Genomic DNA, 13,293 nt, shown 5'->3' with positions numbered 1-13,293 from the left:
TATTTTTGTAAAAAAATAAAGATAGTGAACTATTTATCAGTAGAAAATATAATGAAGTCTTTTGGAGCAAGAACGTTGTTCGAAGACATTTCTTTTGGAATTAATAAAGATCAGAAAATAGCATTTATCGCTAAGAATGGATCGGGTAAGACAACTATATTGCGTATCATCACAGGTGAAGATTTTCCTGACTCAGGACAAGTAGTTATACGCAAGGGAATACGCATGGCATTCTTATCTCAAGAACCTAATCTACAAGATGAGTTAACGATAGAGGAGAGTATATTCGCTTCAGATAATGAAACTTTAAAGATTATAGAAGATTATGAGAAAGCTTTAGAGAATCCTGAAGATGCTGATGCATACCAAAAGGCATTCGAGAAGATGGATGCTCATAACGCTTGGGATTTTGAGACACAATATAAGCAAATCTTGTTTAAGCTGAAGTTAGAAGACTTAAAGTTAAAAGTAAAGTCTTTATCTGGAGGGCAAAAGAAACGATTAGCCTTAGCTATTATCTTGATTAATAGACCTGATTTATTAATTCTAGATGAGCCAACTAACCACTTGGATCTAGAGATGATCGAATGGTTAGAGAATTACTTTGCTAAGGAGAATATTACTTTGTTTATGGTGACACACGACCGTTTCTTCTTAGAGCGTGTGTGTAACGAGATTATCGAGTTAGATAATGGTAAGATCTATCAGTATAAAGGAAACTACTCTTATTACTTAGAAAAGAAAGAGGAGCGTCTAGCAATAGAGAATGCAAGTATAGATAAAGCTCAGAACTTATTCGTTAAAGAATTGTCTTGGATGAGAAGACAGCCAAAAGCGCGTACGACTAAGTCTAAATCTCGTATAGATGACTTCTATGTGATTAAGGAAAAGGCGAGTAGCCGAAGACATGAGCATCAAGTAGAGTTAGAGATTAATATGGAGCGTATCGGTAGTAAGATTATCGAGCTTCATAAGCTTCATAAGAAATTTAAAGATAAAGTTATTCTTGAGGACTATAGCTATAACTTTAATAAAGGCGAGCGTATCGGTATCATCGGTAAGAATGGTAGTGGTAAGTCTACTTTCTTGAATATGCTTACACAAGGATTAGAACCAGATGCAGGTAAGGTAGTAGTAGGAGAGACAATAAAGATAGGGTACTATACACAGAGTGGTATCCAAGTAAAGCCAGGACAGAAGGTAATCGAAGTCATTAAAGAGTATGGAGAGCAGATTCCACTAGCGAAAGGTAGAATGATCTCTGCAGGACAGCTTTTAGAGCGTTTCTTATTTGATAGAAAAAAACAATATGATTATGTAGAGAAACTAAGTGGAGGAGAGCTTAAACGTCTTTATTTATGTACTGTACTTATACAGAACCCTAACTTCTTGATTCTGGATGAGCCTACGAATGACTTAGACATTGTTACGTTAAACGTATTAGAGAGTTTCTTACTTGATTATCCAGGGTGTTTAGTAGTAGTATCTCACGATAGATACTTTATGGATAAGATCGTAGATCACTTGTTTGTGTTTAGAGGAGAGGGAGTAATAGAAGATTTTCCAGGAAACTATTCTGACTTTAGAACATACGAAGATAGTGCTGAACCAGTAAAAGATGATACACCTAAAGAAAAGGTGAATTGGAAAGATAATCAAGTGAAGAAAGGATTGACTTTTCAAGAGCAAAAGGAGTTTCAAAAACTAGAAAGAGAAATTGCTAACCTCGAACAAAAGAAGATAGAGATAGAAAAGCTTTTTTCTGATGGGAAAGTAGGAGATCAACAAGTAGAGACGAAGGCAAATGAGCTTCAGAAAGTGTTAAGAGACCTTGAAGATAAAGAAGAAAAATGGTTTGAACTTTCTTCTAAGATGGAAGGGTAAAAAACACCTTTTTCTAACAAAAATAAGAAGGTGTAATATCGAGAGATATTACACCTTTTTTTTGTTCAGTTTAGCGTTTTTACTAGTTGTAACTCCTTTAATTTAGGATTTAATTATGTTTTTAGCAAGTTTATTTTTGTTAATCTTTTTATTTTTAATTACTTGGTTTTTAATGTGTTGTGTTTGTTTTTGTTGTTAAAGTTTGAAAAGTGATATTAAAAAAATAGGAGGTTTTGAAAAATGAAGTATCTTTGCCTTCAGAAATTTCAAGTGGTGACAGGGCTTGAGAAATTAGTTTTAATGAGAAAAAAATGTTCTTTTTTTATTGGTATTGTCCTATTAACAGGTGGAGTAGTTTCAGGTTTTAAACAGTATGAAACTATGCTTTTAGAGGAGTATAAAATAGTCCCAGAAGGTCCATTATCGTATGAGTTTCCAGAGAGCCAAGCAGGCATGGGAGAGTCTACAGAGTTTTTAGCAATGCCATTTATCGGAAAGACTTATGTCGGTTTTAAACAGGCATTGGCAGTACGTGAATCGTACGGATTATACAGAATAGTTAATTCATACGGTTATATGGGCAAATACCAGTTTGGTAAAGTGGCATTACGTTCAATAGGCGTAACGGATACGACTAATTTTTTGCACGATCCATTAATGCAAGAAAAAGCTTTCGACGCATTAGTTTCAAAAAACAAGTGGATCTTGAGAAAAGAGATTGAAAGATTTGATGGTAAACGCATCGGAGGGATTGTTATCACAGAATCAGGAATCTTAGCTGCGGCTCACTTAGGTGGTGCTGGTTCAGTAAAGAAATTTTTGAACAGTAACGGTTCAGAAGGATTTAAAGATGGTTACGGAACTTCGATTCGTACATACTTAAAAAGTTTTAGCGGATACGATGTATCTGAGATTACAGCAGAGAAAGACGCTGTAGTTATGCTATAACTCTTTAAAAAAGAAAGATTTAAAGGATACTGTTTTTTAATAGTATCCTTTTTTTTATTGTTTATTGAAAATAAGTTTCTACATTTGCAATTCAATAAGTAGAGAAACGAAATGAATTTAATTCTTACAAATACTTGGTGGTGGAGTATACTTACGTCGAATGTCGTGAGCAGTCCTTGCTATGTATATATGAATTAAGAGAAATAATATATAATACCTAGAAGAGGCTTGTCATACGACAAGCCTCTTTTTTTGTGCCTAATCTAAAATATAAACAATTGAGAAAAATGAAATATCAAGTAAACAAAGACGGTTATTACGGGAATTATGGTGGAGCATTTATCCCAGATGCGTTAGCGCCTATCATAGGTCAATTACAAAGAGAGTATATCCATATTATAGAGCAAGATGATTTTCAACAAGAGATGGTTCAACTATTAGAAGACTATGTAGGTCGCCCAACACCTTTGTATTTTGCAAAAGGATTGTCTCAAAAGTATAATACGAAGATCTATTTAAAAAGAGAGGATTTGTGTCATACAGGTGCGCATAAAATTAATAATACAATCGGTCAGATATTATTAGCTAAGCGATTAGGAAAGCGTAAAATAGTAGCAGAGACTGGTGCAGGACAACATGGAGTGGCTACAGCAACTGTATGTGCATTAATGGGGATGGAATGTATCGTGTATATGGGGGCACTAGATATCGAGAGACAAGCTCCTAATGTAGCACGTATGAAAATGTTAGGTGCTGAGGTAAGGCCTGCTGAATCAGGTGCTAAAACATTAAAAGAGGCTGTAGACGAGGCATTACTTTACTGGATAGAAAATCCTGATGATACTTTTTACCTTATAGGATCTGCTGTAGGGCCACATCCTTACCCTGATATGGTGAGTAAGTTTCAATCTATTATATCTAAAGAAATTAGAAAACAGTTGTTAGTAAAGGAGGGACGAGAAGAACCTGATTATATCGTAGCCTGCGTAGGTGGAGGAAGTAATGCAGTAGGTGCTTTTTATCATTTCTTAGAGGATGAACAAGTTAAGCTTATCGTAGCTGAAGGCGGAGGAGAAGGTGCTGATAGCCTAAAGACAGCTGCTACTTCGTTTGTAGGTAAAGAAGGAGTATTACACGGTAGTAAAACATTATTTATGCAAGATGAAGATGGAGAGCCGATGGAAGCTTACTCTGTATCAGCAGGTTTAGATTATCCTGGTTTTGGACCGTTGTATGCTCATATGAAGGAATTAGGTAGAGCTGAGTTTTATGCTATTAAAGATGATGAAGCTATGAATGCTGGTCTAGCCCTTTGTAAAGTAGAAGGAATTATTCCTGCGATAGAGAGTTCTCATGCTTTAGCTGTGCTAGAACAACGCAAGTTTAAACCTGAGGATATTGTAGTGATCAATCTATCAGGAAGAGGAGATAAAGACCTAGATAACTACCGTAGTTACTTTAACTTTTAATCTAGTGAGTATGTATATTAATATAGTAAAATGAAGAGTTAATCTCTTAAACTAAAAAGCCAATACAACATGATGATGTATTGGCTTTTTTATTTTACTTAGACTAATAGATATTATCTTAGTCAATATTACCAATCATTAACTTAGGATCAACCCATAGGTCAAAGTCTTCAGGAGTAACATACCCTAATCTTACAGCTTCCTCTTTAAGCGTAGTACCATTAGCATGTGCTGTTTGTGCTATTTCTGCTGCTTTATAGTATCCTATTTTTGTATTTAAAGCAGTTACAAGCATTAAAGAGTTGTTTAATAATTCTTGGATGCGTTTGTCGTTAGCTTCAATCCCCTGAGCACAATGCTCGTCAAATGAAATACACGCTTCACCGATTAACCTAGCTGATTGTAGGAAATTAGCAGCCATCACAGGTTTAAATACATTTAACTCAAAGTGACCCTGTGTTCCAGCAAAGGAAATAGTGGTATCATTACCTAGTACTTGTGCTGCTACCATAGTAAGGGCTTCACATTGTGTAGGGTTTACTTTACCAGGCATAATAGAAGATCCTGGTTCATTAGCAGGAATAATTAATTCTCCGATTCCTGAACGAGGTCCTGAAGCTAATAAGCGGATATCATTTGCTATTTTGTATAAAGCCACAGCAAGTTGCTTTAACGCACCATGTGTTTCTACTATAGCATCGTGAGCAGCTAAAGCTTCGAATTTATTAGGCGCAGTGACGAAAGGTAGACCCGTAAACTTCGCAATGTACTCTGCTACTTTAACATCATAACCTTTAGGTGTGTTAAGTCCTGTACCAACTGCTGTTCCCCCTAAAGCTAGTTCTGCAAGATGAGGTAGGGTATTATTTAGAGCTTTAAGCCCATAGTCAAGTTGTGCTACATAACCTGATATTTCTTGTCCTAAGGTTAATGGTGTTGCATCCATGAGGTGTGTACGCCCTATTTTTACTACATCTTTTAGGTCTTTTGCTTTTTTATCTAAGGTGTTTCTTAAAGCTGTTACACCTGGAATGGTATATTTGATTACTGCTTTATAAGCTGCAATATGCATAGCTGTAGGGTAGGTGTCATTAGATGATTGTGATTTATTAACGTCATCATTGGCTTTTAGAACAGGTTCGCCTTCACCTATTTGATAACCTGCTAATACCTGTGCGCGATTTGCTATCACTTCATTGACATTCATATTAGACTGTGTGCCAGAACCCGTCTGCCAAATAACTAAAGGGAAGTGAGCATCTAGTTTGCCTTCTAGTATTTCGTCACAAACCTTAGCGATGTAATCTCTTTTTTCGGGAGCTAAAGCATTCAGATCTGCATTTGTAAAAGCAGCAGCTTTCTTTAGATAAGCAAATGCTTCTATAATTTCATGTGGCATAGATGCCTCAGGACCAATTTTAAAGTTGTTTTTAGAGCGTTCTGTTTGAGCCCCCCAGTATTTGTCTTGAGCAACTTTTACTTCACCTATGGTATCTTTTTCTATTCTATAGTTCATATGATGTTTATTTGTAATGATTATAAGCTAAAGGTAGTGTAAATTATTTAGTTTGATTCTAAAGAAAGATTAAAAATTATACGTGGTTAGGTAGAAAAGATAAAAGTGAGTATATTTACGGCGTATATACAAAAATTAATCCGGAGAAAACATGTTTGAATTTCAACAGTATTTAGGTTTCATCGTTGCCATGACTGTAATTACCATGGCATTTTGGCTTTTAATATTCTTGGTTGGTTTCGCATCTTACTGGGCAGTAGGTGGAGCTAGAGAATTATTAAAAGAGAAGAAAGCTAATAGACAGCAATTAGAAGAGAACTAGATCAAGTATTTGGTTTAAGAGATAAAGAGTCATAATTGAGTATTATGACTCTTTTTTTTGGCTTATAATGAACTAAAAGCTCACAATCTTTTAAGAACTCAATGTTAAAAGTTAGGGACTAAGCAATTTATTTGAAACAATAGCTCTTCAAGAGTGGGGCAAGAATTCTTCAGTAAAAAGAATTTATAGCAGAACAATGTTGAGGTAATGTTGAAGAAGTATTGAAGTGGCTGTAATAAGAGATAAGGAGTCAAAATGTTTACTTTAACCCAGATTCCGCATTAGCCAAATACTACAAAGCAATTCCACTTCATAGCTCTTTTATTAACTCTACAACCATGCTATAGTATGCTTGAATTTAATTCAGACCTATTTTGTATAATTGCTTTTCGTTTATTTGTCTAGTGTATATTCTGAGTTTAAACTTAATTTAGCTCTAGGTTGAATAATTGTCTTTTACTTATATTTCTACCTATTTTGCATTGAATCTTATAATAAACTTTTTTAGTTTTTGTTTAGGAGTGTCTGATTTGGATACTCATATTATTTATCATTTGTAATTCCATAAAAAAAGGGGACTATCTAGTGATAATCCCCCAAACAAATAAATAATATATAATAGTTTAGTAAAGGTTGTTTCTTTTTATTACATCATTTCCATTTCACTACCTTCTCCCTCGGTAGTTCCATTTCTTTTCTGTTTTTGTCTATCCATTTTTGTTTGGTTAAAACGGTATGTAAAAGATAAATTGATTTGTCTACCTCTCCATTGCATTTCACTATGTGAGATAGATTCAGGTAGATAAGTGTCGCTTTCTCTTTTGCGAGAATCAAATATATCACTTACGTTAAATGTAATAGTCGCTTTATCTTTTAGAATATCTTTACTTAAAGAAGTATTCGCTGACAAGTTTGCTTTTGATTTTCCTTGAGCTGTATCATAAGGAGCTCTGTACATTCCGTTCACTTGCCAGTCAATTTTGTAAGGTAAAGAGATCTTAGATGTGATTCTAGTGAACCAAGCATACGTATTCTTGTCGAAGTTCTCTGTCGTCTTAGTACCATCAAAATCTGTAAATGTGTAATCTCCTTTAGTTTCTGATCTATAGAAATTAAAATTACCATTAAGTTTCCACCACTTGAATGGACTGTAGTTTAATGTGAAGTCAAAACCATATCTGTACTCTGTAGCTAAGTTAATAGGAGAGCTAACAGTGATAGGTGTACCATTGACACTTGTACCTGCAATTCTTTTTACGAATTGGAAGGTATCGTCTGTTTTGTTTAAGTACGCAGAAGCACTTAATGTAAATCCACTCCATCTCTTAAGATATCCTAAATCAAAAGCATTTGTTTTTGCAGGATTTAGATTAGGGTTACCTTGAAAGAAGTTGATGTCACTCGTATAATTAGAGAATGGATTAAGGAAGTGTCCTCTAGGTCTCATAATACGCTTACTGTAACTGATGCTAAGGCTACTAGATTCATTTACTTCATAGTTAATGAATAAACTAGGGAAGAAATCGTCATATTTCTTATTGTTGTAGTCGTTACTCGCTAACTGATTAACATCAATATTACTCTTCTCCCAGCGCAAACCTACCATATAATTCAGTTTACTTGTTATCTTATCACCATATTGTGCATAGAATGCGTTCACTTGTTCTTTGTATTCTAATACATTAGATACTCTAGTGTTAGTAATCCATTGATTATTATCTAAGTTCGATAAGCTAAAGTTATTTCTAGTTGTTTTAAAGGTTCCTAAATAGCCAGCTTCTAAGTTCCCATTTTTACCTATTGGTAGAGTATAATCTACTTTTACTAATCCGTTTTTATACTTGTCATTATTAGTAGTTCTCTCATATCTCATCGTATTTAAACGGTCATTGATATCAGAGATATTTGCTAAATCATTACTCTTGTCCTCAGAGATAGTTGCCTCTACAGTTAATTTATGATCTTCTTTTTTGAATTTCTTTTCGAATGAAGTACTATATTCAACACTGTTGTAGTCAGTTTTTCCTTTTTCTTGTCTATCTCTAGTATAGTCTAATGCATTAGCAGCAGTATAATATTGATAGTCTACAGTATTATTAGATGATCCATTAGATCTTCTTACAGTTACATTATTAGACCAAGTTAAAGAAGGAGTAAGGTAATAGTCTAGTCCGAAAGTACCATCGTATCCCTGTCTATATCTATTGTTGTCTTTATACTCGTTAATGTATTGTGTAGTATTACCTTTAGTATCAAGGTATTGGTTGTTATTTAGTCCATATCCTTTAACTTTAGTATCTCTATATGATAATGTAGTATAGAAGTTGAATTTCTCTCCTCTAATATTTACATTTCCATTTAAGTTATAATTACGAGGATCTCCCATAGTAGCGGTTACGTTACCATTTATTCCTTGAGCTTTACCTTTTTTTAGAACGATATTGATTATACCTGCCCCTCCTTCTGCTTCATAACGAGCAGATGGATTAGTGATAACTTCTACTTTTTCGATAGATTCAGCAGATAATATACGCATGGCTTCCTGGATATTATTTGCAAGGCCTGTAGGTTTACCATCAATAAGAACTTTCACATTCTCATTACCTCGTAGACTAACAGCACCTTCGCTATCAACAGTGACAGAAGGGACATTATCTAATACATCTCCAGCTGTACCTCCTTTAACGATCATATCTTGTCCTACGTTGTATACTTTTTTATCAAGTTTAATATCAACAGTAGATTTTTCGGCAATTACTAATACTTCATCTAACATCTGATTGTCATCAGTGATTTTTTTTACACCTAGATTGGTATTGCCATTTACTAAGACTTTATGTAATTCAATAGTTTTAAAACCTAGAAATTCGATTTTAATAAAGTATGTCCCGTCAGGAACTTCAAAGGAATATTGTCCTTTAGAGTCAGTCATACCACCAGAAACAATATTAGCATTGTTTTCATTTTGTGCAAATACACTAGCATATTCTAAAGGGAGATTTGTAGCAGCTTCTACTACAGTACCAGATATGGTACTTTTTTTTGAGTTCTGCGCTAATGCTGTTATACTAATCATAAGAGTTAACAGCATTAGGAGAACTTTTGTAGTTTTTAATCTTTTCATTATAGTCGTTAGTTTTATACTAGTTAGACTATAATTTGTGGTGAAGGTTTAAAAAACAATAGTTAATAAATTGTTAATTTAATCTACAGAATTTCGTGAATTTTTTCTGTAGGTCTTGCGATAACGGCTTTTCCACCATTAACAACAATAGGTCTTTCAATAAGCTTAGGATTCGTCACCATAGCTTGAATAATCTCCTCATCACTTAAAGTGTTACTTTCAAAAGTTTCCTTCCAAAATGCATCTTTAGTTCTAACTAAATCAATTGGGTTGTAATTTAGTTTTGTAAGAATTGTTTTTACATCTGTTTCAGTAAGGTCAGCATCCAAATATTTTATAATTTTGTAAGCTACACCTTGCTCCTCCATAAACGCGATACTTTCGCGGGATTTGCTACAACGTGGATTGTGATAAATTGTGATCATAAATAAGGAATTTTATACCAAATATAGTACATTTTTTGAGATATGGGAATTATTGAACAGTTACTGAGAATAAATAAAAAGCAAAAACTATGGTATTATTTACCTTTTACATTGTTTTTTTTAGGAATTATGTTTTTGAATTGGATTTCTTTAAGATATTCAGACGTATCTACTAATGAAATCATAAAAATGAATATCGCAGAATATGGTAAAAATATTAATTTTCTGATAACGATAGGGCCTTTAGTATTCATGCTTTTTTTTCTAATTGTTTGGGTGTTAATTGTTCATAAGCAAAGTTTGCTATCCTTGACTACATCTAGGAATAAGGTGGATTGGAGTCGTTTTATGTTTTCTTTTGGAGTATGGGGATTAGTGATTATTGTATTCTTTGTTTATGCTTATATCGATAATCCTCAAGATTATGTTTTATCATTTAATTGGAAACCTTTTATTGTTTTCTTTCTATTTGCGATTATTTTAATTCCCCTACAAACTAGTTTTGAAGAATATTTTATGCGAGCTTATTTAATGCAAGGAATTGGTCTTGCTACGAGAAGCAGAGCGATTGCTTTATTTTCTACATCTATTATTTTTGGGTTAATGCATTTGGCTAATCCTGAAGTTGAGAAGGTAGGAATGGTGATTATGATCTATTATGTTGGTACAGGATTATTTTTAGGTATTATCACTTTAATGGATGATGGTATAGAATTGGCTTTAGGCTTTCATGCAGCAAATAATTTGATAGGTGTCTTATTAGTTACGTCTGATTGGACTGCTTTTCAAACCAATTCAATTTTTACAAATGTGAATTCGGAGACTGTTATTTCTCCTTGGGAGTATATTATACAAGTAGGTGTAGTATTGCCTATTGTGATTATTATTTTCGCTAAAAAGTATGGTTGGAAGAACTGGAAGCATCAGTTATTTGGTAAAGTAGTCTAATGAGTAGTAATATGGAATTAAATTATATACACCCAAGCTTTAGGCTAAATGGAAAGCGATACTCTATTGAGGAGTTAATAAAACTATCTAATACGTGGGTAAGTGGAACAGAAGAATACTTAATAGATTTAGGTAACCTTATTATACAATGGTTTAATACGGATGATTATGTCAGTTTTACAACCTCTGGTACTACAGGGCCACCTAAGGTTATTCAGATAAAGAAAGAGGCGATGGTGTACTCTGCTAAAGCTACAGGAAGTTTCTTTAATATAGAGGTAGGCGATACAGCATTACTTTGTATGTCTGCAAAATTTGTAGGTGGTAAGCTGATGTTTATCAGGGCACTGATATTAGGATGGAAGCTAGATGTAAAGAAACCAACTGCTAGACCTTTGTTGGGAAGTACTGAAGAGTATGACTTTGTAGCTATGGTGCCAATGCAGGTAGAGAACTCATTAAAGGAATTAGTTCATATTAAGAAACTAATTATAGGCGGTGCTAAAGTGAATAAAACTCTTATTGAAAAATTGCAATTAGTAGATACACAAGTGTATGAAACTTATGGAATGACTGAAACTATAACTCATATAGCTGCTAAGTTAGTTGGAACTAATGCGTTCTCTGTTCTACCTCATATCGTGATTACCAGTGATACTAGAGGGTGTTTAGTTATTTCTGCACCTACTATTAATCCTGATGTAATAATTACAAATGACTTAGTTGAAATAATCAATGACCGACAGTTTGTGTGGTTAGGTAGGATAGATAATGTTATTAATAGTGGAGGGGTTAAACTTTTTCCAGAGCAGATAGAAGAAAAGTTGGCAAAGAGAATTCCTTATCGTTTCTTTGTGGCAAGTAAAGAAGATGAGTATCTAGGGAATAAATTAGTATTAGTTATTGAGGCGGAAAAATATGATTTGCCAATTGACCTGTTTTTAGAATTGGAAAAGTACGAAAAACCTAGAGAGATACAGTTTGTAAACAACTTTGTAGAGACTGACTCTGGTAAAATAATTAGAAAGAAGAATATTCAATAAACATTAATAACATGAAGAAAAATAGTGTGAGTAACATTATCCTGAGTTGGGTTGTAGCTTGTTTAGTTTCTTTTGGAGGAACTGCTTATGCTAAGAAAATAATTAGAAGTGGTGATACTACTAATCTAATTACAAGTGAGATGTTATCGCGTATTTTAGATAAGAATAGAACATATATAAGTGAGGGAAAGGTAGCTGATTATATTCCAGAACTTAGTAAGGTGAATGCTAATGCTATAGCTTTTTCGGTTGTCAAGCAGAATGGAGAGGTTATTAATGTAGGCGATGTTTCACAGAAGTTTACCATTCAGAGTATTTCTAAAGTAATCGCATTGATGGTTGCTGTAGAAGAATTAGGAGAAAAAGAAGTATTCTCTAAGGCGGGTTATTATGGGACAGATAAGCCATTTAATCATTACGCAAATTTAGAAACTAAAGGTAAACCTTTGAATCCGTTAATGAATGCAGGTGCTATACTTACTACTGCGTTATTAGGAAGAGAGAATGATGAAGCTTTTCAAAAGATATTAGGTATGGTTCGTTATATTACTAAAAACGAAGCGATAGGATACAGCCATTCAGTATATATGTCTGAGAGAGAAACAGGGCATAGGAATAGAGGAATCTTCCATTTATTAAAGAATAATGGGCTAGTTGAGGGAGAAGAAAATAGATTGGATAATTACTTCAAACAGTGTTCTATAGAGATTACAGCAGAGGACTTGGCTAAGATTGGTTATTTCTTTGCTAATCAATGTACTCGCTTTGATGGCGATGTTAAATATAAGAATTCAGAAATGTCTAAATTGGTACAGTCTCAGATGTTAATCGCTGGTATGTATGAGTTCAGTGGAGAGTACGCACGTACTGTTGGATTACCTAGCAAATCTGGAGTTGGAGGAGGCATCGTTGTTTCTGTGCCTAATAAGATAGGTATTGGAACTTTTAGTCCTGGTTTAGATGCACAGGGAAACTCTGTAGTAGGGTATCATATGATACTTGATTTAGTAAAAGAACTTAACTTAAGTTTGTTTTAGTCTATTATTAGAATAAGTGATAAAAAAAAGCCAACCGAAATCAGTTGGCTTTTTTATGAATTATCTAGTCGCTAATTCTTAGAATTGCTCTCTTCCTGAGAAGTGGAAAGCAGACTCGATAGCAGCGTTCTCATCGCTGTCAGATCCGTGTACTGCATTTTCACCGATAGATTTAGCATATCTTTTACGGATAGTACCTTCAGCAGCATCAGCTGGGTTAGTAGCTCCGATTAATTTTCTAAAATCTTCTACAGCGTTATCTTTTTCTAAGATAGCTGCTACGATTGGACCTCTAGACATGAATTCAACTAATTCTCCGTAGAAAGGTCTTTCACTGTGTACTTCATAGAATTTTTGAGCGTCTCTTACAGTTAATTGAGTTAACTTCATTGAAACGATTTTAAATCCACCTTCAGTAATCATGTTGATGATTCCACCGATGTTACCTGCCTCTACAGCATCAGGTTTGATCATTGTAAAAGTTCTGTTCGTTGCCATTATTCTTAAATTTAATTTATTGCAAAAATAGTCTTTTAAATATTACAAAAGTGATAATATTTATAAAAAAGCGTACTTT

General features: G+C 33.9%; 11 protein-coding genes. 7 read left to right on the top strand and 4 right to left on the bottom strand.

Going from position 1 to position 13,293, the window contains the following annotated elements:
* The first annotated feature begins 24 nt into the window (after positions 1 to 24).
* The 3 genes from LNQ81_RS01060 (at position 25) to trpB (ending at position 4,301) form a co-directional block, all read left to right on the top strand.
* The gene (locus LNQ81_RS01060; protein WP_229944307.1) at positions 25 to 1,884 is read left to right on the top strand and encodes an ABC-F family ATP-binding cassette domain-containing protein; all 1,860 of its coding nucleotides are present in this window, start codon (positions 25 to 27) and stop codon (positions 1,882 to 1,884) included.
* Between the two features lie 300 nt (positions 1,885 to 2,184).
* A complete protein-coding gene (locus tag LNQ81_RS01055; RefSeq protein WP_229944306.1) occupies positions 2,185 to 2,832 on the top strand; it encodes a peptidoglycan-binding protein LysM in 648 nt (215 codons plus the stop codon).
* Between the two features lie 287 nt (positions 2,833 to 3,119).
* A complete protein-coding gene (gene trpB / locus LNQ81_RS01050; RefSeq protein WP_229944305.1) occupies positions 3,120 to 4,301 on the top strand; it encodes a tryptophan synthase subunit beta in 1,182 nt (393 codons plus the stop codon).
* Positions 4,302 to 4,419: 118 nt separating this feature from the next.
* Here the strand turns inward: trpB and fumC are convergent, their stop codons facing one another.
* Positions 4,420 to 5,817 carry a class II fumarate hydratase gene (fumC, locus tag LNQ81_RS01045; protein WP_229944304.1) on the bottom strand — a complete coding sequence of 466 codons (1,398 nt, stop codon included), beginning with the start codon at positions 5,815 to 5,817 and terminating at the stop codon, positions 4,420 to 4,422.
* A 151-nt stretch (positions 5,818 to 5,968) separates the two neighbouring features.
* On the opposite strand from fumC, the gene LNQ81_RS01040 reads away from it, so the two are divergent.
* Positions 5,969 to 6,139, top strand: coding sequence for a hypothetical protein (locus LNQ81_RS01040; protein WP_173835533.1), 171 nt, complete (start codon positions 5,969 to 5,971; stop codon positions 6,137 to 6,139).
* Positions 6,140 to 6,785: 646 nt separating this feature from the next.
* On the opposite strand, the gene LNQ81_RS01035 is transcribed toward LNQ81_RS01040, so the two are convergent.
* Both LNQ81_RS01035 and arsC read right to left on the bottom strand, forming a co-directional pair.
* Positions 6,786 to 9,263: a TonB-dependent receptor gene (locus tag LNQ81_RS01035; protein ID WP_229944303.1), complete on the bottom strand. Its 2,478-nt coding sequence runs from the start codon at positions 9,261 to 9,263 to the stop codon at positions 6,786 to 6,788.
* A gap of 83 nt (positions 9,264 to 9,346) precedes the next feature.
* On the bottom strand, positions 9,347 to 9,688 hold the full coding sequence (gene arsC / locus LNQ81_RS01030; protein ID WP_229944302.1) for an arsenate reductase (glutaredoxin): 342 nt from the start codon (positions 9,686 to 9,688) through the stop codon (positions 9,347 to 9,349).
* A gap of 42 nt (positions 9,689 to 9,730) precedes the next feature.
* On the opposite strand from arsC, the gene LNQ81_RS01025 reads away from it, so the two are divergent.
* From LNQ81_RS01025 to glsA, 3 genes are read left to right on the top strand one after another with little or no spacing between them, the layout of a single operon-like run.
* The gene (locus tag LNQ81_RS01025; protein WP_229944301.1) at positions 9,731 to 10,636 is read left to right on the top strand and encodes a CPBP family intramembrane glutamic endopeptidase; all 906 of its coding nucleotides are present in this window, start codon (positions 9,731 to 9,733) and stop codon (positions 10,634 to 10,636) included.
* Positions 10,637 to 10,647: 11 nt separating this feature from the next.
* The gene (locus tag LNQ81_RS01020) at positions 10,648 to 11,679 is read left to right on the top strand and encodes an AMP-binding protein (protein WP_229944300.1); all 1,032 of its coding nucleotides are present in this window, start codon (positions 10,648 to 10,650) and stop codon (positions 11,677 to 11,679) included.
* An 11-nt stretch (positions 11,680 to 11,690) separates the two neighbouring features.
* A complete protein-coding gene (glsA, locus tag LNQ81_RS01015; RefSeq protein WP_229944299.1) occupies positions 11,691 to 12,716 on the top strand; it encodes a glutaminase A in 1,026 nt (341 codons plus the stop codon).
* 78 nt (positions 12,717 to 12,794) lie between these two features.
* On the opposite strand, the gene LNQ81_RS01010 is transcribed toward glsA, so the two are convergent.
* Positions 12,795 to 13,214: a nucleoside-diphosphate kinase gene (locus tag LNQ81_RS01010; protein ID WP_038984657.1), complete on the bottom strand. Its 420-nt coding sequence runs from the start codon at positions 13,212 to 13,214 to the stop codon at positions 12,795 to 12,797.
* Positions 13,215 to 13,293 lie beyond the last annotated feature (79 nt).

The sequence above is a fragment of the Myroides oncorhynchi genome, assembly GCF_020905415.1.
In the GTDB taxonomy this organism is placed as follows: Bacteria; Bacteroidota; Bacteroidia; order Flavobacteriales; family Flavobacteriaceae; genus Flavobacterium; species Flavobacterium oncorhynchi_A.
The sequence above is the reverse complement of the archived record's forward strand: the minus strand, read 5'-3'. Positions and strand labels throughout refer to the sequence as shown.

What these genes read in the sequence shown, in the direction of transcription:
- LNQ81_RS01055 (WP_229944306.1), top strand. Translation starts at nt 2,185, where the DNA reads ATGAGAAAAAAATGTTCTTTTTTTATTGGTATTGTCCTATTAACAGGT.
- trpB (WP_229944305.1), top strand. Translation starts at nt 3,120, where the DNA reads ATGAAATATCAAGTAAACAAAGACGGTTATTACGGGAATTATGGTGGA.
- fumC (WP_229944304.1), bottom strand. Translation starts at nt 5,817, where the DNA reads ATGAACTATAGAATAGAAAAAGATACCATAGGTGAAGTAAAAGTTGCT.
- LNQ81_RS01040 (WP_173835533.1), top strand. Translation starts at nt 5,969, where the DNA reads ATGTTTGAATTTCAACAGTATTTAGGTTTCATCGTTGCCATGACTGTA.
- LNQ81_RS01035 (WP_229944303.1), bottom strand. Translation starts at nt 9,263, where the DNA reads ATGAAAAGATTAAAAACTACAAAAGTTCTCCTAATGCTGTTAACTCTT.
- arsC (WP_229944302.1), bottom strand. Translation starts at nt 9,688, where the DNA reads ATGATCACAATTTATCACAATCCACGTTGTAGCAAATCCCGCGAAAGT.
- LNQ81_RS01025 (WP_229944301.1), top strand. Translation starts at nt 9,731, where the DNA reads ATGGGAATTATTGAACAGTTACTGAGAATAAATAAAAAGCAAAAACTA.
- LNQ81_RS01020 (WP_229944300.1), top strand. Translation starts at nt 10,648, where the DNA reads ATGGAATTAAATTATATACACCCAAGCTTTAGGCTAAATGGAAAGCGA.
- glsA (WP_229944299.1), top strand. Translation starts at nt 11,691, where the DNA reads ATGAAGAAAAATAGTGTGAGTAACATTATCCTGAGTTGGGTTGTAGCT.
- LNQ81_RS01010 (WP_038984657.1), bottom strand. Translation starts at nt 13,214, where the DNA reads ATGGCAACGAACAGAACTTTTACAATGATCAAACCTGATGCTGTAGAG.